The 20,673-nt window shown below is 62.4% G+C and carries 19 protein-coding genes and 1 pseudogene; 14 read left to right on the top strand and 6 right to left on the bottom strand.

The features are described from left to right. The 5 genes and pseudogenes from AC1DNK_RS14695 to AC1DNK_RS14675 all read right to left on the bottom strand — a co-directional run. Positions 1 to 107, bottom strand: a pseudogene (locus AC1DNK_RS14695) (IS110 family transposase); the annotation flags it as partial. Between the two features lie 238 nt (positions 108 to 345). Beyond that, on the bottom strand, positions 346 to 555 hold the full coding sequence (locus tag AC1DNK_RS14690; RefSeq protein ID WP_477941797.1) for a hypothetical protein: 210 nt from the start codon (positions 553 to 555) through the stop codon (positions 346 to 348). A 22-nt stretch (positions 556 to 577) separates the two neighbouring features. After that, positions 578 to 1,213: a dihydroxyacetone kinase subunit DhaL gene (gene dhaL, locus AC1DNK_RS14685; RefSeq protein WP_477941796.1), complete on the bottom strand. Its 636-nt coding sequence runs from the start codon at positions 1,211 to 1,213 to the stop codon at positions 578 to 580. Then, positions 1,213 to 2,223, bottom strand: coding sequence for a dihydroxyacetone kinase subunit DhaK (locus AC1DNK_RS14680; protein ID WP_477941795.1), 1,011 nt, complete (start codon positions 2,221 to 2,223; stop codon positions 1,213 to 1,215). Before AC1DNK_RS14680 ends, dhaL begins: the two co-directional genes overlap by 1 nt. A gap of 52 nt (positions 2,224 to 2,275) precedes the next feature. Continuing rightward, complete coding sequence (locus AC1DNK_RS14675) at positions 2,276 to 2,980, bottom strand: transcriptional regulator NanR (RefSeq protein WP_112388476.1); 705 nt, start codon at positions 2,978 to 2,980, stop codon at positions 2,276 to 2,278. A gap of 186 nt (positions 2,981 to 3,166) precedes the next feature. On the opposite strand from AC1DNK_RS14675, the gene oiaX reads away from it, so the two are divergent. The 9 genes from oiaX to apnL all read left to right on the top strand — a co-directional run bounded on the left by oiaX (position 3,167) and on the right by apnL (position 13,981). After that, the gene (oiaX, locus tag AC1DNK_RS14670; protein ID WP_477941821.1) at positions 3,167 to 4,423 is read left to right on the top strand and encodes a 3-oxo-isoapionate-4-phosphate decarboxylase OiaX; all 1,257 of its coding nucleotides are present in this window, start codon (positions 3,167 to 3,169) and stop codon (positions 4,421 to 4,423) included. Positions 4,424 to 4,428: 5 nt separating this feature from the next. Next, positions 4,429 to 5,760, top strand: coding sequence for a four-carbon acid sugar kinase family protein (locus AC1DNK_RS14665; protein WP_477941819.1), 1,332 nt, complete (start codon positions 4,429 to 4,431; stop codon positions 5,758 to 5,760). Positions 5,761 to 5,850: 90 nt separating this feature from the next. Then, positions 5,851 to 6,678, top strand: coding sequence for a phosphogluconate dehydrogenase C-terminal domain-containing protein (locus tag AC1DNK_RS14660; protein ID WP_477941794.1), 828 nt, complete (start codon positions 5,851 to 5,853; stop codon positions 6,676 to 6,678). A 141-nt stretch (positions 6,679 to 6,819) separates the two neighbouring features. Further along, complete coding sequence (locus AC1DNK_RS14655) at positions 6,820 to 7,761, top strand: substrate-binding domain-containing protein (RefSeq protein WP_477941793.1); 942 nt, start codon at positions 6,820 to 6,822, stop codon at positions 7,759 to 7,761. Between the two features lie 78 nt (positions 7,762 to 7,839). After that, the gene (locus AC1DNK_RS14650) at positions 7,840 to 8,484 is read left to right on the top strand and encodes a DUF2291 family protein (RefSeq protein ID WP_477941791.1); all 645 of its coding nucleotides are present in this window, start codon (positions 7,840 to 7,842) and stop codon (positions 8,482 to 8,484) included. Continuing rightward, a complete protein-coding gene (locus AC1DNK_RS14645) occupies positions 8,481 to 10,031 on the top strand; it encodes a sugar ABC transporter ATP-binding protein (RefSeq protein ID WP_477941790.1) in 1,551 nt (516 codons plus the stop codon). The genes AC1DNK_RS14650 and AC1DNK_RS14645 overlap by 4 nt, the downstream gene beginning before the upstream one ends. Then, a complete protein-coding gene (locus tag AC1DNK_RS14640) occupies positions 10,028 to 11,092 on the top strand; it encodes an ABC transporter permease (protein ID WP_112514737.1) in 1,065 nt (354 codons plus the stop codon). The genes AC1DNK_RS14645 and AC1DNK_RS14640 overlap by 4 nt, the downstream gene beginning before the upstream one ends. Position 11,093: 1 nt before the next feature. Then, on the top strand, positions 11,094 to 12,128 hold the full coding sequence (locus tag AC1DNK_RS14635; RefSeq protein ID WP_477941788.1) for a Gfo/Idh/MocA family protein: 1,035 nt from the start codon (positions 11,094 to 11,096) through the stop codon (positions 12,126 to 12,128). Further along, on the top strand, positions 12,125 to 13,981 hold the full coding sequence (gene apnL / locus AC1DNK_RS14630) for a D-apionate lactonase (RefSeq protein WP_477941787.1): 1,857 nt from the start codon (positions 12,125 to 12,127) through the stop codon (positions 13,979 to 13,981). Before AC1DNK_RS14635 ends, apnL begins: the two co-directional genes overlap by 4 nt. Positions 13,982 to 14,366: 385 nt before the next feature. Here apnL and AC1DNK_RS14625 read toward each other — a convergent pair whose 3' ends face one another. Next, complete coding sequence (locus tag AC1DNK_RS14625) at positions 14,367 to 15,407, bottom strand: NAD(P)-dependent alcohol dehydrogenase (RefSeq protein ID WP_477941784.1); 1,041 nt, start codon at positions 15,405 to 15,407, stop codon at positions 14,367 to 14,369. Positions 15,408 to 15,828: 421 nt separating this feature from the next. Here AC1DNK_RS14625 and AC1DNK_RS14620 point away from each other — a divergent pair, with 421 nt between their 5' ends. From AC1DNK_RS14620 to kdpC, 5 genes are read left to right on the top strand one after another with little or no spacing between them, the layout of a single operon-like run. Continuing rightward, complete coding sequence (locus AC1DNK_RS14620) at positions 15,829 to 15,918, top strand: K(+)-transporting ATPase subunit F (protein WP_016556800.1); 90 nt, start codon at positions 15,829 to 15,831, stop codon at positions 15,916 to 15,918. A 33-nt stretch (positions 15,919 to 15,951) separates the two neighbouring features. Beyond that, positions 15,952 to 17,655, top strand: a complete 1,704-nt coding sequence (gene kdpA, locus AC1DNK_RS14615) for a potassium-transporting ATPase subunit KdpA (RefSeq protein ID WP_477941782.1) — start codon at positions 15,952 to 15,954, stop codon at positions 17,653 to 17,655. A gap of 10 nt (positions 17,656 to 17,665) precedes the next feature. Beyond that, positions 17,666 to 17,821: a hypothetical protein gene (locus tag AC1DNK_RS14610; protein WP_310291017.1), complete on the top strand. Its 156-nt coding sequence runs from the start codon at positions 17,666 to 17,668 to the stop codon at positions 17,819 to 17,821. Positions 17,822 to 17,866: 45 nt separating this feature from the next. Beyond that, on the top strand, positions 17,867 to 19,954 hold the full coding sequence (gene kdpB / locus AC1DNK_RS14605) for a potassium-transporting ATPase subunit KdpB (RefSeq protein WP_477941781.1): 2,088 nt from the start codon (positions 17,867 to 17,869) through the stop codon (positions 19,952 to 19,954). A gap of 12 nt (positions 19,955 to 19,966) precedes the next feature. Further along, positions 19,967 to 20,536, top strand: a complete 570-nt coding sequence (gene kdpC, locus AC1DNK_RS14600) for a potassium-transporting ATPase subunit KdpC (protein ID WP_477941780.1) — start codon at positions 19,967 to 19,969, stop codon at positions 20,534 to 20,536. Positions 20,537 to 20,673 lie beyond the last annotated feature (137 nt).

The raw sequence follows: 20,673 nt of genomic DNA, 5'->3' as shown, positions 1-20,673 counted from the left end.
TCGCCAATGCCGGCATCGTCGTTGTCCACCGCAAAAGCCTCGCCCTGCGGAAGCACCGCCACGTCGAGCCGGTCTTTCGAAACATCGATGCCTACTATCGTCTCCATCTGATCCCATCCTTGCCTAAGCGGGCTTTGCCTGCGCAAGCGACCCTGGCGACTGTTCGGGGTCAATGGAACGGCGGACGGAGACCCAGGCTCTCCCGCGGGCTTGGTGTCTCAAAGGTGCATCGGTCTTCCATCCGCCACCGCGATAGGCATTACAGCCTCGATAGCGGATAAAGGGAAGTTACAAAGGTGGCCCAAAGGGCCGGATGAGGGGGCCGCGGCCACAGTTCCTCTCTCATCAAGTCAGTCTCATTTGCTGGGCCTCGTATTCCCTGAGCCTCGCATTTGCGATGACGATGATGTGCCGCAATATGGCGCCGAGAGCGGTCATTTTGCCCTCGCCAGCGGCGATCAGGCGCTTGTAGATGATTGCCAGACTGTTCTTTCCCTGGCTTGCGGCCATGGCTGCGGTGAAGAGCAGCGGCACACTGACGCTGCCATTTCGCATGGGCTCGCCAGCGAAGATCCCCTCACCCGAAACTCGCCGCCATCGTCCCGATAATCAGCGCCGCCGAAACCGCGCCCGGATCGGCATGCCCAAGCACACGCTCACCCAATCGAGACGCCCGTCCCTTGGTCGCCAGCATCGACTTCGTCGCCTCCGCACCGGCATTCGCCGCATCCGCCGCCGCCTTCAGGCAGACAGCAAGCGGAGAGCCCTTGGCCAACTCCGCCTCAGCCGCATCAGCGGCCGGACGCCAGGCATCGACCATCGTCTTTTCGCCCGGGACTGCCTTGCCGCGGTCCTCGATCCCCTTGGCCATGGCGGCAAACGCCTTCACCATGTCCTCGTCGCCGGCGGATGCCTTGCCCTTCAGCGCCGCACCGGCGCGCATGAAGGCCGTCGCATAGAGCGGTCCCGATGAGGCGCCGACGGCGTTCAGGAATGACTTGGCGGCGAGGTTGAAGATGGCGCCGAGATCACTCTCTGCCGCATTGGCCGCGAGGCTTGTCTTCACCGTCGAAAAACCGAGCTCCATGGTGATGCCATGGTCGGCATCGCCGATGACGCCGTCGAGTTCACTGAGGCGGTCGCGGTTTTCCGTAATGGTCGCGGCGATCGCCGAGAACAGGGCGCGCAGGTCCTGTGCAGTGATCTCAGCCATCAGTGGCCGCTCCTGAACATGGCGCAATCGCAGGGGTGGTCGAGCAGCGATTGCAGCTCATCGTCGAGATGCATGAGGGTCACCGAGGCGCCCATCATGTCGAGCGAGCTGCAATAATTGCCGACGAGCGTCGAGTGGATGACAAGGCCCTCGCCATCAAGCCGCTGCTTGACGCGCGCCATCATGATGTAGAGCTCCATCAGTGGCGTGGCGCCGAGGCCGTTGACCAGAACGGCAACGCGGTCACCGCGGGCGGCTTTCATCTCGGGCAGGATCTTGTCGAGCAGATCGTCGGTGATCGCATTGGCGCTTTTCAGCGGGCCGCGCGCGACGCCGGGTTCGCCATGGATGCCCATGCCGATTTCCATCTCGTCGGGGCCGAGCTCGAAATTCGGCTTGCGCGTCTGCGGCAGGGAACAAGGACCGAGCGCCACCCCCATGGTGAAGGTCCGGTCGTTGGCCTTTCGGGCGGCAGCCTCGCAGGCATCGAGATCCATCATTCGGTCGCTGGCGGCACCGGCGATCTTGAAGACGAAGACATTGCCGGCCACGCCGCGGCGGTCGGAGCGACGCTCGCGCGGTGCGGACGCCACGTCGTCGGTCGTCAGCACGGTGCGCACTTCGATATTGTCCATCGCCGCCATTTCGGCAGCCATGTCGAAATTCATGACGTCGCCGGCATAGTTGCCATACATGAAGAGCACGCCGGCGCCGCCATCGACGGCCTTGGCGCATTCGAGAATCGGGTCCGGCGGCGGCGAGGCGAAGACATTGCCGATCGCCGCGCCATCGGCGAGACCGCGCCCGACAAAGCCGACGAAGCTCGGTTCATGACCGGAGCCGCCACCGATCACCAAGCCGACCTTGCCTTGACGCGGACCATCGACTGCGACAACCGAGCGGGTGGTGCCCTCGATCAGCTTGAGATGATTGGGATGGGCAGCCAGCATGCCCGCCAGCATTTCGTCGACGGCGTCAGCGCCGTTGTTGATGATTTTCTTGACCGTCATCGATCCTCCTTCGATGCATGCAGCCGCCCCTCTTCCCAGGCGGCAGGCATGCCTATTTCGTATAGAGCGCCCGTGAGCGTTCGAGATGCTTCAGCACCGCCGATTCTGCACCATCGGCATCGCGCGCCGCAAGACGCTCGACGATTTCCTCGTGCTCGACCAGCGTGAATTTTTCCTTGCCGGTCCAGATCAGCATTTCCGTATGATATTCGCGCAACCACGCCAGCATCGCCTCGCTGACGGCGGCAAAGATAGGATTGCCGGAAATCTGCGCGATACGGGTGTGAAACTGCATGTCGGCGGAGATGAAATCTTCCGCGTTTCCAAGCGACTCGCGCTGTCGGCTGATGATCGTTTTCAGCGCCTCGATATCGGCTGACGTCGCGCGCTGCGCCGCCTCCCGCGCCATGCCGCGCTCGAAGAAGATACGGGCGCTCTTCAGGTTTTCGAGACTGTCGTTGGACTGGGACAGCATGATCTTCGCCGTCAGATCTACCTGCCGGAAGATCGACTGCGCCGTCAGCTTCAGCACCTTGGCGCGCTCGCCATGGGAAATGTTGACGAGGCCCATGCCGGCCAGCGACTGCATAGCCTCTCGGATCGCCGGGCGGCCGACGCCGAAGCGTTCCATCAGCACGCGCTCGGAGGGCATCTCGTCACCGGGCTTCAGTTCGCCCGAGGTGATCATGCGTTCGAGCCTGTCGAAAACCTCGTCGGAGAGCTTCCGGCGAACGATCTGCTCGATTGGTTGGGTCATGATGTCTCGCTGGCTCAGAATTCCCTCCCCATTAGCATTTTGCGCGGCGGCGACAAAGGCCGCGATACGATCATTCGGCAGCGCTCGGAAAATTTTCCATTTGCGAAATTGGAATACTCATTATACCAGTTAGGCAATGATTGCCAAGATGCTGGGCTTGGCCTGAGGAGCATTAAAGACGTGAGCATGATCACCCTTACCTACCGCATCGAAACAGCGGGCAGTGTCGAAGCCATGGCCGACAAGATCGCTTCGGATCAGTCGACAGGGACCTTTGTGCCTGTTCCAGGCGAGACGGAAGAGCTGAAGGCGCGCGTGGCTGCCCGCGTACTGGCGATCCGCCCTCTCGAGGATGCCAAGACGCCCGGCTGGCCGGAAGTTGCCGAAGGTCACGGGCCGCTCAAGCGCGCCGATGTCGATATCGTCTTCCCGCTCGATGCCATTGGCACGGATCTTTCGGCGCTGATGACGATTGCCATCGGTGGCGTCTATTCGATCAAGGGCATGACCGGCATTCGTATCGTCGATCTGAAGCTGCCGCCGGAATTCAGGGGCGCGCATCCCGGGCCGCAGTTCGGCGTTGCAGGCAGCCGCAAGCTGACGGGCGTCGAGGGCCGGCCGATCATCGGCACCATCGTCAAACCGGCGCTGGGCCTGCGTCCGCATGAAACGGCGGAACTCGTCGGCGAACTGATCGCATCCGGCGTCGATTTCATCAAGGACGACGAGAAGCTGATGAGCCCGGCCTACTCGCCGCTCAGGGATCGCGTCGCCGCGATCATGCCGCTGATCCTCGATCACGAGCAGAAGACCGGCAAGAAGGTCATGTATGCCTTCGGCATCTCGCATGCAGATCCGGACGAGATGATGCGCAACCACGATCTGGTCCTCAAGGCGGGCGGCAATTGCGCCGTCGTCAATATCAATTCGGTCGGCTTCGGCGGCATGAGCTTTTTGCGCAAGCGCTCCGGACTGGTGCTCCACGCCCACCGCAACGGCTGGGATATCCTGACCCGCAACCCGGCCACCGGCTTGGATTTCAAGGTCTATCAGCAATTCTGGCGCCTGCTCGGCGTCGATCAGTTCCAGATCAACGGCATCCGCGTCAAATACTGGGAACCCGACGAAAGCTTCGTCGAATCCTTCAAGGCGGTCAGCACGCCGCTGTTCGATGAAACGGATTGCCCGCTTCCCGTCGCCGGTTCCGGCCAGTGGGGCGGCCAGGCACCGGAGACGTACCAGCGCACCGGGCGGACCACCGACCTTCTCTATCTCTGCGGCGGCGGTATCGTCAGCCATCCGGGTGGACCGGCCGCCGGTGTGCGTGCCGTGCAGCAAGCCTGGCAGGCGGCGGTCGCTGACATCCCGCTTGAGACCTATGCCAAGGACCATCCGGAGTTGGCCGCCTCGATCGCCAAATTCGCTGACGGCAAGGGCGCGTGACTACCATGTCCAAGCTGCTGCTCAGTTACTATGGCGATGATTTCACCGGCTCGACCGATGTCATGGAGGCGCTCGCCTCCAATGGTGTGAAGACCGCACTGTTTCTCGGCATTCCAAGCGCTGAGACGCTCGCCAAGTTTTCAGACTGCCAGGCGATCGGCATTGCCGGAACGAGCCGCAGTCAGACGCCGGAATGGATGACCGGTAACCTCGCACCCGCCTTTTCCTGGCTGAAGGGCCTGGATGCGGCGATCTGCCATTACAAGGTTTGCTCGACCTTCGATTCCAGCCCCGCAATCGGCAATATCGGCAAGGCGATCGAGATCGGCCGCGAGATTTTTGCGCAGGATTGCGTGCCCGTCGTCGTCGGCGCGCCACAACTGAAGCGCTATACGGCGTTCGGCCATCTCTTCGCCGCCTATCAGGGCAAAGTCTACCGCATCGATCGTCATCCGGTGATGAGCCGCCATCCGGTGACACCGATGGCCGAGGCAGACTTGACCGTTCATCTTGCCGCCCAGACCAGCCTGCCGATCCGGCTTGCCGATCTGGCGATGACGGCGGCCGATGCCTCAGCGGGTATCGATGCGCTGCTTGCCGAGAAGCCCGGCATCCTACTCGTCGACGTCGATGGACCTGCATCGCAGGCTGTTGCAGGCGAACAGGTCTGGCGCCTTCGCGGTGGCGATGGTCTCTTCGTCGCAGGTTCATCCGGCATTCAATACGCGCTGCTGCATGCCTGGGAGCGCGAGGGGCTGACCTCCGGCAAGATCGAATTCCCGGCTCCGGGCGCTGTGGATCGCCTCGCGGTCGTCTCGGGCAGCGTATCGCCGACGACCGAGCGGCAGATCCGCAATGCGACGGAGAATGGTTTCGACGGCATTCCGCTCGATCCGCTGGCGCTTGTCGGCGAGAGCGGCGATGCGGCAATCGAGGCGGCTGTCGCGTCGGGTCTCGCAGTGCTGAAATCCGACCGCAGCGTCATCTTGCATACCGCGCTCGGCCCTTCGGCCGATCGCGGCAGCGAGATCGACCGAATTCCCGAAGCCCGCAATCGCCTGGGTGCCTGCCTCGGCGGCATCCTGCGCCGTCTGATCGAAGCCGAAAAGCTGACGCGCGCGGTCATCGCCGGTGGTGATACGTCGAGCCATGCCTTGAGCGAATTGCGCGTCGAGGCGCTGACGACGCTCCTGCCTTTGCCGCAGACGCCTGGTTCGCCGCTCTGCACGGCTCACGGCTCATACGCTCCGACGAACGGCCTGCAAATCGCGCTGAAGGGCGGACAGGTCGGATCGGACGGCTATTTCGCGCAGATCCGCGACGGGCGCCGCGCGTAGGACCATCAAATTCTTGGGATCAACTGCTATGGTGATTGACTCATCATACCAGTTAAGCTAGCTGATAGAAAAATCGAAAGGCGAGGAAACATGACTTCAATTGCCCTCTTCGGCGCCGGCGGCAAAATGGGCTACCGGCTCGCCAAAAATCTCAAAGGCTCGCGCTTCGATGTTCGTCACGTCGAGGTCAGCGACGGCGGCAAGGCGCGCCTCAAGAACGATCTCGGCATCGATTGCGTCGGTGCGGATGAAGGTCTTGCCGGTGCTGACGTCGTCATTCTCGCTGTTCCCGATACAGCGATCGGCAAGGTTGCCGCCGGCATCGTCGACAAGCTGAAGCCTGGCACGATGGTCGTCGCCCTCGACGCCGCCGCACCTTTTGCCGGCCATTTGCCTGCACGTGCCGATCTCACCTATTTCGTGACCCATCCCTGCCATCCGCCGATCTTCAACGACGAGACGGACATGCAGGCGAAGAAGGATCACTTCGGCGGCCTCTTCGCCAAGCAGCACATCGTCTCGGCGCTGATGCAGGGTCCGGAAGCCGCCTACGATCTGGGCGAAGAAATCGCCAAGGTCATCTGGGCGCCGGTCATGCGCTCGCACCGCGTCACCGTCGATCAGATGGCGATGCTGGAGCCCGGCCTCTCCGAAACCGTTTGCGCCTCGCTGCTCGTCGTCATGCGTCAGGCTATGGACGAATGCGTTGCCCGCGGCGTGCCGGCGGAAGCCGCCCGCGACTTCCTGCTCGGCCATATGAACGTGCTCGGCGCCGTCATCTTCAAGGAAGTCGATGGCGTGTTCTCGGATGCCTGCAACAAGGCGATCGAGTTCGGCATCCCCGCGCTGATGCGCGACAACTGGAAGAAAGTCTTCGAACCTCAGGAGATCGCCGAAAGCATCCGGCGCATCACCTGACAATGCTGCGGCAAGGCCCAGGTCTTGCCGCTTCGCCGGCCCGGTGGGGAGTCCAAGAGACGGTCCGGCAATGAAAATTCGCATGAATTCTGGTTGGGCCGGGGTGGCCCGGCCCATGCGTCAAACTCGGGAGGAGAAACCATGACTTTTACACGCAGACTGACCCTTGCGGCCTTCGCCGGTGCCCTTTCGCTCGGCGTTGCCATGCCGGCATTTTCGGCTGATCTGATCGCCATCATCACGCCGGCCCATGACAACCCGTTCTTCAAGGCTGAAGCCGTCGGCGCCGAAGCCAAGGCCAAGGAACTCGGCTACGAAGCGCTCGTCATGACCCATGACGACGATGCCAACAAGCAGTCGGAAATGATCGACACGGCCATCGGCCGCGGCGCCAAGGCCATCATCCTCGACAACGCCGGCGCCGACGCCTCGGTCGCCGCCGTCAAGAAGGCCAAGGATGCGGGCATCCCCTCCTTCCTCATCGACCGCGAAATCAACGCCACCGGTGTTGCCGTCGCCCAGATCGTTTCCAACAACTATCAGGGTGCCCAGCTCGGCGCGCAGGAATTCGTCAAGCTGATGGGCGAGAAGGGCAACTATGTGGAGCTCGTCGGCAAGGAATCCGACACCAATGCCGGCATTCGCTCGCAGGGCTATCATGATGTCATCGACGACTATCCGGATCTGAAGAGCGTTGCCAAGCAGTCGGCCAACTGGAGCCAGACCGAAGCCTACGCCAAGATGGAAACCATCCTGCAGGCAAACCCCGACATCAAGGGCGTCATCTCCGGCAACGACACGATGGCCATGGGCGCGATCGCCGCTCTCCAGGCTGCCGGCCGCAAGGACGTGATCGTCGTCGGTTTCGACGGCTCCAACGACGTGCGCGACTCGATCAAGGCAGGCGGCATCAAGGCCACCGTTCTGCAGCCGGCATACGCCCAGGCCCAGATGGCCGTCGAGCAGGCTGACGCCTACATCAAGAACAAGACGTCGCCGAAGGAAGAAAAGCAGCTGATGGATTGCGTTCTGATCAACGCCGACAACGCCTCCAAGCTCGAAACCTTCGCGATTTCGAAGTAACCGGCATAAAACACACCGCAGAGGGTCCGGGAAGCCGCGCCCTCTGCGGCCTATTTCACGAAATTCGAGGTTCACAGCATGTTGAGGATCAGGGGCGCCCTGATCGCCGCTCTCGTGGCGGCGGCATTGCCAGGCTGCAAGATCATCAAGACGCCGACTGCCGAGAAAAAGGCAGCGGCGGCCGCAAAGACCGCGTTCGATCCGAATGCCAAGGTCGAGGCCATCTGGCAGTCGCAGGCTGTTCCCTATTATCAGAAGCGCGCGGGTGAGCTGAAGGACGTCGTGGCCGCTGTTGCCGCGGGCCCCGATCAGGCCGGCGAGAAATACGGCAATCCGAAGAAGCAGGCGAGCGCGCCCTGGACCTATGCGGTGAAATTCACCGGCAAGGTCGTGGCCGCTGACACGCAATCGCGCGCCGCGACGCTCGACGTCGATGCCGATGGCGACGGCAAGGCGGATGCCAAGGTGCAGATCGGCCCGGCGCTGCGCGGCACCGCGCTGCGCGACACGCTCGATTTCGTCAATTTCAACGAATTCAAGAACCAGATCGAATGGGCCCAGTTCGGCAAGGCCTTCAATGAGAAGGCCAACACCGCTTTCCTGTCCGCCATTCCGCGCGATGGCATAACCGGCAAGACGGTCACAGTCGTCGGCGCCTTCCCGCTGCCGTCAGGGAGCGACCTGCCGCTGGTCACCCCTTCTGAACTCACGGTGGCGCCATGACTGAGGACGCTGCCAAGGACGATATCATCCTGCGTCTCGACGATGTGTCGAAGGTCTATTCGGGCATCGTCGCCGTCAAGCGCGCCAATCTCGAGCTGCGCCGCGGCGCCGTCAACGTTCTCGTCGGCGAGAATGGCGCCGGCAAGTCGACGCTGATGAAGATCATCGCCGGTGTTGAGCGCCCGACACTCGGCAAGATCATTCTGGATGGCAAGCAGGTCTCGTTCGACAGCCCGGCCGATGCGCAGGCACACGGCATCGGCATGATCTTCCAGGAACTCAATCTCTTCGCCAACATGACGGTTGCCGAGAACATCTTTGCCACCCGCGAAATCACCCGCGGCGTGCTCGGCATCGATCACAAGGCGCAGGTGGAAAAGGCCAACGGCTTCCTGAAGCGCCTCGACGCCGGGATCGACGCCGAAACCATGGTCGAAGACCTGCCGATCGGCCAGCAGCAGCTGGTGGAGATCGCCAAGGCCATGTCGCTCGATGCCCGTATCCTGATCATGGATGAGCCGACCTCGGCGCTCTCGGCTGCCGAAGTGGAGATCCTTTTCAAGGTCATCGCCGAACTGAAGGCGCAGGGTGTTGCGATCGTCTATATCTCGCACCGGCTGGAAGAGCTGATGCGGATCGGCGACTACATCACCGTGCTGCGCGACGGCCAGATCACCGGCCAGGCGATGGTGAAAGATATCGACACCCGCTGGATCGTCCGCTCGATGATCGGTTCGGATGCCAAGGACTTCGCCAAGGCAGACAATCATGCGTTGGGCGGCGAAATGTTCCGCGCCGAAGACATCAGTCTGCCGCGCCCGACCGGCGGCCTTGCCGTCGATCACGTCTCGCTCTCGGTCAAGTCGGGCGAAATTCTCGGCATCTACGGCCTGATGGGCGCCGGGCGCAGCGAATTCTTCGAATGCGTCATCGGCCGCCACATGCATTCCACCGGCAAGATCTTCATCGACGGCCAGGAAGTCCGCGCCCGCGACACGACCCGTCGCATCCGCCGCGGCCTGGCGCTGATCCCTGAGGATCGTCAGCGCGAGGGCCTGGTGCAGGTTCTGTCGATCGCCAGCAATCTGACGCTCGCCAGCCTCGGCCGCTTTGCCCGCTTCTTCCATATCAGCGCGTCGGCCGAGAAGAATGCCATTCGCGAGGCGATCAAGGACCTCTCGATCAAGGCGCCCAATCCGGATTTCGAGGTCACCTCGATGTCGGGCGGCAACCAGCAGAAGGTGGTGATCGGCAAGGCGCTTATGACCAATCCGAAGGTGCTGCTGATGGACGAGCCGAGCCGCGGCATCGATGTCGGCGCCAAGGCTGACGTCTTCCGCACCATGCGGCGGCTGGCGGCCAACGGGCTCGCAATCTTGTTTTCGACTTCAGACCTCGAAGAGGTCATGGCGCTTTCCGATCGCATCGCGGTCCTTAGCAACGGACGGCTGATCGCCGTCTTCGATCGCAGCGAAGCGACGGAAGATGCCATCATCGCGGCTTCGGCCAAGGGACACGGACAGCAGACAGGGAAACTCGCGTCATGACGGCGGCTACCACGACTACCACAGCGCCGAAGGGCGCCAACGGCTCCGCACTTCTGACGCTGATGAAGCTCAGAACCTTCATCGCGCTGTTTGCCGTCATCATCTTCTTTGCGATCTTCGCGCCGAACTTCACCTCGACGGCGAACATGATCCTGATGTCGAAGCATGTGGCGCTGAACGCCTTTCTCGCCATGGGCATGACTTTCGTCATCATCACCGGCGGCATCGACCTTTCGGTCGGCTCGATCGTCGGCCTCTGCGGCATGGTTGCCGGCGGCCTGATCCTCTACGGGATCGAACTGCCGATCGGCTATACGATCTTCTTCAATCTCTTCGAGATCGTGCTGATCACGCTCGCCGTCGGCCTTGCCATCGGCCTGATCAACGGATTGCTGATCACCAAGCTCAACGTCGCGCCGTTCATCGCGACGCTTGGCACTCTCTATGTCGCCCGCGGCCTGGCGCTGCTCTCCTCCGACGGCCAGACCTTTCCGAACCTCGTCGGCCGCCCGGAATACGCGACGACCGGCTTCGACTTTTTCGGTGCCGGCCGCATTCTCGGCCTGCCTGTCTCGATCTGGATTCTGATCGTTCTGGCGCTTGTCGCGGCCTATGTCTCGCGCTCCACGCCGATCGGCCGCCACATCTTCGCGGTCGGCGGCAATGAGCGGGCAGCGCGGATGTCCGGCATCCGGGTCGATCTCGTGAAGATCTTCGTCTACATGTTCTCCGGCCTGTGCGCGGCGATCGTCGGGGTGGTCATCTCCTCCGAACTGATGGCAGCGCATCCGGCGACCGGAGAAAGCTTCGAGCTGAACGCGATTGCGGCAGCCGTTCTCGGCGGCACCTCGATGTCGGGCGGCCGCGGCACGATCGGCGGCACCATCATCGGCGCCTTCGTCATCGGCATTCTTTCGGACGGACTGGTGATGATGGGCGTATCGTCCTTCTGGCAGATGGTCATCAAGGGCCTCGTCATCATCATCGCCGTCGTCGTCGATCAGGCACAGCGCCGCCTGCAGCAGCGCGTTACCCTCATGCAGATGGCAAAGGCAGGTTGAAATGACGGAATTGAAGGGTGCCCTGATCGGTTGCGGTTTCTTCGCGGTCAACCAGATGCATGCCTGGCGCGATGTCGAGGGCGCCGGGATCGTGGCGATCTGCGACCGCGATCCGGCCCGCCTGGAGGCTGTCGGCGACCAGTTCGGCATCGAACGGCGCTACGCGGATGCGGCCGAACTCTTCGCTGCTGGCGGCTTCGATTTCGTCGATATCGCCACGACCGTTCCGAGCCACCGCCCGCTGGTCGAAATGGCTGCAAGCAACAAGATCCCGGTCATCTGCCAGAAGCCTTTCGCAGAGTCGCTGGCCGACGCGAAATCCATGGTGGCGGCTTGCCGCGACGCCGGCATTCCGCTGATGGTGCACGAGAATTTCCGCTGGCAGACGCCGATCCAGGCGGTGCGCCGGCTGCTTGACAGCAAGGCGATCGGCACGCCCTTCTGGGGCCGTTTCTCGTTCCGCTCCGGCTATGACGTATTCTCCGGCCAGCCCTATCTCGCCGAAGGCGAGCGCTTCATCATCGAAGATCTCGGCATCCACACGCTGGACATCGCCCGCTTCATCCTCGGCGACGTCAAGACGCTGACGGCGCGCACCAAGCGGGTCAATCAGAAGATCAAGGGCGAGGATGTTGCGACCATCCTGCTCGACCACGAGAGCGGCGCGACCTCCATCGTCGATGTCAGCTACGCCACCAAGCTCGGCACCGAGAATTTCCCGGAGACGTTGATCGAACTCGATGGCACCGATGGCACCATCCGCCTGTCAGCCGGATACCGTCTCGAGGTCACCAACGCGGCCGGCACCGTCGTCTCCGACGCCTCGCCGCAGCTGCTCTCCTGGGCGTCGCGCCCCTGGCACAATATTCATGAAAGCGTCTATGCGATCCAGGAACACTGGGTCGAGCGTCTCAAAAACGGCGGCGAGCCTGCGACTTCCGGCGCCGACAACCTGAAGACTTTCGCGCTGGTCGAAGCGGCCTATGAAAGTGCGGCCTCCGGCAAGACTGTCGATATCGAGGCGATGCTCGGATGACATCGGAAACCTTCGCCCTCTATGGTACGCACGAGGCCGAAGAGCAGCCGGTGACGCTTTCTGCCGGGCGGCTTTCCGCCGATCTCGCCAACGGCAACCTGCGAACGATCCGCTACAATGGTATCGAGGTGCTGCGGGCCGTTTCCTATCTCGTGCGCGATCGCGACTGGGGTACCTACAGCCCGCGCATCGACGATCTGACCGTAGAACAGGGCGATGGCCGCTTTGCCGTTCGGTATACCGCCCATTGCGTCGGCCCTGATGGAAGCACGCTCGCCATCGCCGTGCGAATTGCCGCCACGGAAACCGAACTGACATTCGAGGCCGATGCGCTTTCGGCGACCGGCTTCGAAACCAACCGTTGCGGCTTCTGCATCCTGCATCCGATCGTCGGCGTGGCCGGAGCTCCAGTCAGGGTCGAGGATGTCGATGGCCACGTGGCCGACACGGTCTTCCCCGACCTGATCGATCCCTGGCAGCCCTTCAAGGATATGCGATCCATCACGCATGCCGTTGCCGAAGGCATCCTGGCAAAATGCCTGATGGAGGGCGACACGTTCGAAATGGAGGACCAGCGCAACTGGTCCGACGCTTCCTATAAGACCTACGTGCGCCCGCTGGCGCTTCCCTGGCCTTACAGGATCGGCGCCGGCGAACCGGTGCGCCAGCGCATCGTGCTGTCGATCGACGACCGCCGCAAGGGCTTTGCATCGGCGAAAACGGCGCAGCGTGTGGTCGAGATCAGGAAGGGCGACCGGTCAGGCACGATGCCGCCGATCGGCATCGTCGTGACACCCGAGGAAGCGCGCACCACATTGGCGGCGAAAGAGATGCTGGACGAGATCGCGCCGCAGCACCTGCTCTTTCATTTCGATCCGCTTGCCGGGCATGGACGCGCGGTGCTCGACGACTTCGCGGCAATCGCGAGAGGCCATCGGGGCTCGGCGACGATCGAAATCGCCTTGCCCTGCGTCAGGTCACCGGCGGAAGAAGCACGCGACATCGCGGCGCTGATGAAGGCGGCACATTTCTCACCCGACGCGATCGTCGTCTCCCCCTCCGTCGATCGCCAATCGACGCCGCCGGGCAGCAAGTGGCCGGAATGCCCGCCGCTGGAAGAAGTCTATGCGGCGGCACGTGCCGCATTCGGCGAGGTGAGCCTCGGCGGCGGCATGCTCAGCTATTTCACCGAGCTCAACCGCAAACGCGTGCCGGCCTGGCACCTGGATTTCGTCACCCATTGCACCAACCCGATCGTGCATGCGGCGGACGACCTGAGTGTCATGCAGACGTTGGAGGCATTGCCTTTCATCACCCGCTCGGTGCGGGCGATCTATGGCAGCAAGCCGTACCGGATCGGCCCTTCCACCATTCCCATGCGCCAGAACCCCTATGGCAGCCGGACGATGGACAACCCAGGCCATGCCCGCATTCCGATGGCCAACAGCGATCCGCGCCAGAATGGCCGTTTCGCCGAAGCCTTCGCTTTTGCCTACGGGATTCAGGTGGCCGATGTTGGCCTGGAATGTCTGACGCTTTCGGCGCTGACGGGACCTTTCGGTCTGATTGCCGGAGACGGCGAGCCGTCACCACCCGGTTCGCCGCGACCACTCTTCAACACGGTCAAAGCCTTGGCCGGCATGGCCGGCTACAGCTGGCGCGAATGCCGGTCGGCAGTGCCGTCAGATGTTCTGGCATTGCTGGTGCAGGACGCTAGCGTGCAGTCGCTGTGCCTCGTCAACATCACGCCGCGTGTTCAGGAAGCCGCTCTCGGAAGCTTCTATCCCGCAGGCGGTGGACAGGGTCTGATCAGACTTGCGCCCTATTCCGTGGAGCGCGTCCGCCTGCCCTGATGGTACCCATTCGCGCATGCGACGGCATGCTGCGTTTGACGCGGATTTCTTCCTTGGCCATCTGCAGAAGATAGGCCAGGAGCTCTGAACCCTCGGCCCTGGCAAGTTTGATGGCGATGTCGAGATGGTCGGCAAGATGAGAATTGCGCATCATGAATTTCCCCGCTCAGATACATATATCAATAATTACTAATGAATCTTGCGCGGGCATTACCAAGGGCATCCAACAACCTAACGTGAGGAATTCATACTCGTAGCCATACGCCTTGTGAACCATCCCTAATAATAGGGATGGTTGACGGAAACGTACAGGATTCGTTCTTTGGTTGTTCTCACGCGCATTAGATCTTTCTAATCTAAAGCAGCCTATACGAGATTTGTACGATCACAGGACAATCTGTAGCTTCACATCATCCGGGCGCGCTTCAACGGCGCGATCGAAAGCCTTGATCGAATCCTCGAAGGCAAAGGTCTCGGAAATCAGTGGCTTGAGATCGACACGCCCGGAACCGAGGAGCGCGATCGACCGCTCGTATTGATGCGCATAGCGGAAAACGGTCTCGATGCGGATTTCCTTGGTCGATGCGGTCGAGACGTCAAAACCGACCGGATTGACCGGCAGACCGACCGCGACGATGACGCCGCCCGGACGCGGCAGCTGCATGATCGTCTCCCATGCCTTCGGCGAACCGGAGCATTCGAAGATCACGTCGGCGCCCCATCCATCCGTCAGCCGCGATACCTCTTCGGCAAGGCTCTTCTCACGGATATTGACCGGAATGACGCCCTGATACTGGGCGGCGATATCGAGCTTCGGTTGCGCCAGATCGGCGACGATGGCACGCGAGCAGCCGCCGGCAAGGACAGCGATCGCGACCATCGTGCCGATCGGACCGGCGCCGAGCACCACGGCGGTATCGCCAGGCGCAATCTTCGCCTTCGACGCCGCCTGCATGCCAACGGCAAAGGGCTCGACCATCGCGCCCTCGGCAAAGCTGACATTGTCAGGCAGCTTGAACGTGTAATTGGCGGGATGAACGACCTCGGCTGTCAGAACGCCATGAATGGGCGGTGTCGCCCAGAAGGTCACGGCCGGATCGATATTGTACATGCCGAGACGGCTGGCCTTCGAATTCGGATCGGGAATACCAGGCTCCATGCAGACGCGGTCGCCGATCTTCAGATGCGTGACGCCCTCGCCGACCTCGATCACCGTTCCCGCTGCCTCGTGGCCGAGCACCATCGGCTCGTTGACGACGAAGGGGCCGATCTTGCCGTGGGTGTAATAATGTACATCCGAACCGCAGACCCCGACCGTATGGATCTTGATCTTCACCTGGCCCGGGCCGGTTTCCATCGGCAGATCGATGTCGCGAAGCGCGAGCTCATGCTGACGCTCCAGAACGAGAGCACGGACTTTGGTCATGGCGGTTTCCTTCCCTGTGGCGCTTACGATTCAGCCGCGCCGTTGCTCAGACTATAGAACCGCCCGCAGGCGAAATTCAATCGCGGCATTTCAGCTTTTGCTCACGACGCGACGAAATGCTCAGTTGGGCGCATAAAGGCATTTATAAGATTTTTATATTGGCGCCATCTGGCGCGTCTCGAACCTTAATGCGCTTCGGCCGCATATTAATGCCCGAGAGATCAAACCGATTATCTCCACGCCAGAAAGCATAAAGGTGCCGATCCCGAGGGAACGGCGCCCTTGTCTTGTCTGACTCCAACAAGAACACCAGGAGTCAAGATCATGATGGATATCATTCTACTGGGCACCGCGATCGTCTTTTTCGTACTGTGCTTTGCCTATACCCGCGCCTGCGACAGGCTTTGAAGGAGAAGCGACGATGACCCTCGATTATATCCTGAGCGGCGCCGTGACCGTTTTCCTCACCGTTTACCTCACCTACGCCCTCATCCGCCCCGAGCGCTTCTGATAGCGCCGGCCGGATACCCGAAAGTTTCCTCCCATGACCCTCAACGGATGGCTACAGATCCTCGTCTTCTGCGGGATCCTCATTGCGCTCGTCAAACCGCTCGGCGGTTACATGACGCGCGTCTTCAGCGGAGAGCGCACGCTGCTCTCCCCCGTCCTCGTTCCGGTGGAACGAGGACTTTATGCGCTTGCCGGCACCAGCGACCGCGAGGAGCAGCATTGGACCTCCTATGCCTTCTCGCTGCTGATGTTCAACCTGCTCGGCACGCTGGTTCTCTATCTGCTACTGCGCTTCCAGGACATCCTGCCCTATAACCCGGCCGGAATGGCCGCGGTCGGGCCGGAGCTTTCCTTCAACACCGCCACCAGCTTCGTCGCCAACACCAACTGGCAGAGCTATGGCGGCGAAAGCACCATGTCCTACCTGTCGCAGATGGCCGGCCTGACCGTGCAGAACTTTGTTTCCGCCGCAACCGGCATGGCAATCGCCATCGGCCTGATCCGCGCCTTCTCGCGTGCTTCGGGCAAGGCGATCGGCAATTTCTGGGTGGATTTGATCCGCGCCACCCTGTACGTTTTGCTGCCTGCCTGCATCGTGCTGACGCTTGTCTATGTCTGGCTCGGTGTGCCGCAGACGCTCGGTCCCTACATCGACGCAACGACGCTCGAAGGCGCCAAGCAGACGATCGCGCTCGGCCCGGTTGCTTCGCAGCTTGCCATCAAGATGCTCGGCACCAACGGCGGCGGTTTCTTCAATGCCAACTCGGCCCATCCCTTCGAAAACCCCGATAACATCTCGAACATGATCCAGATGCTGTCGATCTTCGCGATCGGCGCGGCCTTCACCAACGTCTTCGGCCGCATGGTCGGAAACGAGCGTCAGGGTTGGGCGATCCTCGCCTCGATGGGCATCCTGTTCCTCGTTGGCGTCGGCATCACCTACTGGGCGGAAGCTGCAGGCAACCCGCTGATGCATCAGCTCGGGCTCGCAGGCGGCAACATGGAAGGCAAGGAAGTCCGCTTCGGCGTCGCCATGTCCTCGCTCTTCGCCGTCATCACCACGGCGGCCTCCTGCGGCGCGGTCAATGCCATGCATGGTTCGTTCACCGCACTCGGCGGCCTGATCCCGCTGATCAACATGCAGCTCGGCGAAGTCATCGTCGGCGGCGTCGGCGCGGGCTTCTACGGCATCGTCCTCTTCATCATCGTCGCCGTCTTCGTGGCAGGCCTGATGGTCGGCCGTACGCCTGAGTATCTCGGCAAGAAGATCGAGGCGAAGGAAATGAAGATGGCCGTGCTCGCCATTCTCTGCCTGCCGCTCGCCATGCTGGTCTTTACGGCAATCGCCAGCGTCCTGCCATCGGCCGTCGCCTCGGTCGGCACCGCTGGTCCGCACGGCTTCTCGGAAATCCTCTATGCCTACACCTCGGCTGCGGCCAACAACGGTTCCGCCTTTGGCGGCCTGACGGCCAATACGCCCTGGTACAACATCACGCTCGGCATCGGGATGCTGATGGGCCGCTTCCTGGTCATCGTTCCCGCACTTGCTATCGCCGGCTCGCTGATCAGCAAGAAGACGGTACCGGCCTCCGCAGGCACATTCCCGACCGACGGCCCGCTCTTCGTCGGTCTGCTCGTCGGCACGATCCTGATCGTCGGCGGCCTGACCTTCTTCCCGGCGCTGGCCCTCGGCCCTGTTGTCGAACACCTGGTGATGATCGCAGGGCAGACGTTCTGAGGTGACGCCGATGATCATCCGTCACGCATTCCGCAAATCGATCCACCCACGCCACGGTTCGCCGGGGCGTGGGGCAAGGCCCGGCCTGCGCGGGACCGACGCAATCCTGCTGATGCTGGCTGGCCTGCTCGTCGCGGCCGCCGTTCTCAGACTTTTCCACGGCTGACCGGCCCGGCCGGTTCCGCCTCACTCTTTCAAGCTGGAGTCTCTTATGAGCCAGGCAAAATCCGCGAGTATCCTGGATAGTCGCATCCTCATTCCGGCTGTCGGCGCCGCTTTCAAAAAGCTCAACCCGCGCACGCTGGCCCGCAATCCGGTCATGTTCGTTGTGGCAACTGTCTCGGCGCTGACCACCATCCTCTTCATCCGCGATATCGCCACCGGCGGCGGCAATCTCGGCTTCTCGTTCCAGATCAATCTCTGGCTCTGGTTTACCGTGCTATTTGCCAATTTCGCCGAAGCCGTTGCCGAGGGCCGTGGCAAGGCACAGGCGGATTCGCTGCGCAAGGCGCGCACCGAAACGCAGGCCAAGCTTCTGACCGCCAATAACGGCTCCGGCTACCGCATGGTGCCGGGCACGAGCCTCAAGGTCGGCGATCTCGTTCTGGTCGAGGCCGGCGACATCATCCCGTCCGACGGCGAAGTCGTCGAGGGCGTCGCCTCGGTCAACGAAGCAGCGATCACCGGTGAATCCGCTCCCGTCATCCGTGAGTCCGGCGGCGACCGCTCGGCCGTCACAGGCGGCACGCAGGTTCTGTCAGACGTCATCCGCGTCCGCATCACGGCAGCCGCCGGCTCGACCTTCCTCGATCGGATGATCTCGCTCGTCGAAGGCGCGGAGCGCCAGAAGACGCCGAACGAAATCGCGCTCAATATCCTGCTCGCAGGCATGACGCTGATCTTCGTGCTCGCCACCGCGACGATCCCGAGCTTTGCGGCCTATGCCGGTGGCTCGATCCCGATCATCACGCTGGTTGCGCTCTTCGTGACGCTGATCCCGACCACGATCGGCGCCCTGCTTTCGGCCATCGGCATCGCCGGCATGGACCGTCTCGTCCGCTTCAACGTGCTTGCCATGTCCGGCCGCGCCGTCGAAGCCTCCGGCGACGTCGATACGCTGCTGCTCGACAAGACCGGCACGATCACGCTCGGCAACCGTCAGGCCACGAGCTTCCGCCCGGTCCGCGGCGTCACCGAACAGGAACTGGCCGATGCGGCCCAGCTCGCCTCGCTTGCTGACGAGACGCCCGAGGGACGCTCGATCGTCGTGCTCGCCAAGGAGAAATATGCGATCCGCGGCCGCGACATGGCCAGCCTGCAGGCGACCTTCGTTCCCTTCACCGCCCAGACCCGCATGAGCGGTGTCGATATCGGCGGCTCGTCGATCCGCAAGGGTGCGGTCGAAGCCGTGCTGACCTATGTCGGTGCCAACAACGCGCCGTCCAACGGCAATGCGGCGATCGCTCTGCGTCCCGAGACCGATATCGTGCGCGAACTCCAGGCAATCGCCGACGAGATCGCCAAGGCCGGCAGCACGCCGCTCGCGGTTGCCCGCGACGGCAAGCTGCTCGGCGTCATCCAGCTGAAGGACATCGTCAAGGGCGGCATCCGCGAGCGCTTCTCCGAACTGCGCCGCATGGGCATCCGCACAGTGATGATCACCGGCGACAACCCGATGACCGCAGCCGCAATCGCTGCCGAAGCCGGGGTCGACGACTTCCTCGCCCAGGCGACGCCTGAAAACAAGCTGTCGCTGATCCGCGAGGAACAGGCCAAGGGCAAGCTCGTCGCCATGTGCGGCGACGGCACCAACGACGCCCCGGCACTTGCCCAGGCCGATGTCGGCGTCGCCATGAACACCGGCACTGTGGCCGCCCGCGAGGCCGGCAATATGGTGGACCTCGACAGCGACCCGACGAAGCTCATCGAGATCGTCGAGATCGGCAAGCAGCTGCTCATGACCCGCGGCGCGCTGACGACCTTCTCGATCGCCAACGACATCGCCAAGTATTTCGCCATCATCCCGGCGATGTTCCTGACCTTCTACCCGCAGCTCGGCGTGCTGAATATCATGGGGCTCGCCACGCCGCAGAGCGCCATTCTCTCTGCGATCATCTTCAATGCGCTGATCATCGTGGCGCTGATCCCGCTGTCGCTGAAGGGCGTGAAGTACCGCGCCATCGGCGCCGGTGCGCTGCTGTCCCGCAACCTCGTCATCTACGGCCTCGGCGGCATCGTCGTCCCGTTCATCGGCATCAAGGCGATCGACATGGCCATCACGGCCCTCGGTCTCGCCTAAGGAGCACATGCAATGTTGAAAGAACTTCGTCCGGCAATCGTCATGATCGTTGCCACCACCGCCATCACCGGCCTGCTTTACCCGATCGCCATGACGGGTGCCGCCCAGGCCCTCTTCCCCAAACAGGCGAACGGCAGCCTGATCGAGAAGGACGGAGCCGTCATCGGCTCGACGCTGATCGGCCAGGCCTTTTCCAGCGACAAGTATTTCCACGACCGCCCGTCGGCCGCGGGCGACGGCTACAACGCCGCCTCATCCTCAGGCTCGAACCTCGGCCCGACCAGCCAGAAGCTGATCGACCGCGTCAAGACCGACTACCAGGCCGCCAAGGCGACTAACCCCGGCGCTGACGTACCGATCGACCTCGTCACCGCCTCGGGCAGCGGGCTTGATCCCCACATCACCCCCGATGCCGCCTATTTCCAGGTCGCCCGCGTCGCCAAGGCCCGCGGTCTCGACGAGGCGAAGGTCAAGGCGCTGGTGGATTCGGCTGTCGAGGCGCGTGAGCTTGGGTTCTTGGGTGAGCCTGTGGTCAATGTGCTTGCGTTGAACCAGAGACTCGATGCCTCTATGACTCAGTGAGTTGAGCTTTCGATATCTCCCTCATTCCTGTGCTTGTCACAGGAATCCAGCCACGCGAAGTCCTTCGCGTGAAAGAGTCTTCCGGCGTCGCAGACGCGACGCCGCTGGATCCCTGTGACAAGCACAGGGATAAGGGA

The organism is Rhizobium sp. 01N424, from assembly GCF_056399485.1.
The sequence above is the reverse complement of the archived record's forward strand: the minus strand, read 5'-3'. Positions and strand labels throughout refer to the sequence as shown.

Excerpts from the sequence above, each read along its gene's own strand:
- AC1DNK_RS14690 (WP_477941797.1), bottom strand. The coding sequence starts at position 555 with ATGCGAAATGGCAGCGTCAGTGTGCCGCTGCTCTTCACCGCAGCCATG.
- dhaL (WP_477941796.1), bottom strand. The coding sequence starts at position 1,213 with ATGGCTGAGATCACTGCACAGGACCTGCGCGCCCTGTTCTCGGCGATC.
- AC1DNK_RS14680 (WP_477941795.1), bottom strand. The coding sequence starts at position 2,223 with ATGACGGTCAAGAAAATCATCAACAACGGCGCTGACGCCGTCGACGAA.
- AC1DNK_RS14675 (WP_112388476.1), bottom strand. The coding sequence starts at position 2,980 with ATGACCCAACCAATCGAGCAGATCGTTCGCCGGAAGCTCTCCGACGAG.
- oiaX (WP_477941821.1), top strand. The coding sequence starts at position 3,167 with ATGATCACCCTTACCTACCGCATCGAAACAGCGGGCAGTGTCGAAGCC.
- AC1DNK_RS14665 (WP_477941819.1), top strand. The coding sequence starts at position 4,429 with ATGTCCAAGCTGCTGCTCAGTTACTATGGCGATGATTTCACCGGCTCG.
- AC1DNK_RS14660 (WP_477941794.1), top strand. The coding sequence starts at position 5,851 with ATGACTTCAATTGCCCTCTTCGGCGCCGGCGGCAAAATGGGCTACCGG.
- AC1DNK_RS14655 (WP_477941793.1), top strand. The coding sequence starts at position 6,820 with ATGACTTTTACACGCAGACTGACCCTTGCGGCCTTCGCCGGTGCCCTT.
- AC1DNK_RS14650 (WP_477941791.1), top strand. The coding sequence starts at position 7,840 with ATGTTGAGGATCAGGGGCGCCCTGATCGCCGCTCTCGTGGCGGCGGCA.
- AC1DNK_RS14645 (WP_477941790.1), top strand. The coding sequence starts at position 8,481 with ATGACTGAGGACGCTGCCAAGGACGATATCATCCTGCGTCTCGACGAT.
- AC1DNK_RS14640 (WP_112514737.1), top strand. The coding sequence starts at position 10,028 with ATGACGGCGGCTACCACGACTACCACAGCGCCGAAGGGCGCCAACGGC.
- AC1DNK_RS14635 (WP_477941788.1), top strand. The coding sequence starts at position 11,094 with ATGACGGAATTGAAGGGTGCCCTGATCGGTTGCGGTTTCTTCGCGGTC.
- apnL (WP_477941787.1), top strand. The coding sequence starts at position 12,125 with ATGACATCGGAAACCTTCGCCCTCTATGGTACGCACGAGGCCGAAGAG.
- AC1DNK_RS14625 (WP_477941784.1), bottom strand. The coding sequence starts at position 15,407 with ATGACCAAAGTCCGTGCTCTCGTTCTGGAGCGTCAGCATGAGCTCGCG.
- AC1DNK_RS14620 (WP_016556800.1), top strand. The coding sequence starts at position 15,829 with ATGACCCTCGATTATATCCTGAGCGGCGCCGTGACCGTTTTCCTCACC.
- kdpA (WP_477941782.1), top strand. The coding sequence starts at position 15,952 with ATGACCCTCAACGGATGGCTACAGATCCTCGTCTTCTGCGGGATCCTC.
- AC1DNK_RS14610 (WP_310291017.1), top strand. The coding sequence starts at position 17,666 with ATGATCATCCGTCACGCATTCCGCAAATCGATCCACCCACGCCACGGT.
- kdpB (WP_477941781.1), top strand. The coding sequence starts at position 17,867 with ATGAGCCAGGCAAAATCCGCGAGTATCCTGGATAGTCGCATCCTCATT.
- kdpC (WP_477941780.1), top strand. The coding sequence starts at position 19,967 with ATGTTGAAAGAACTTCGTCCGGCAATCGTCATGATCGTTGCCACCACC.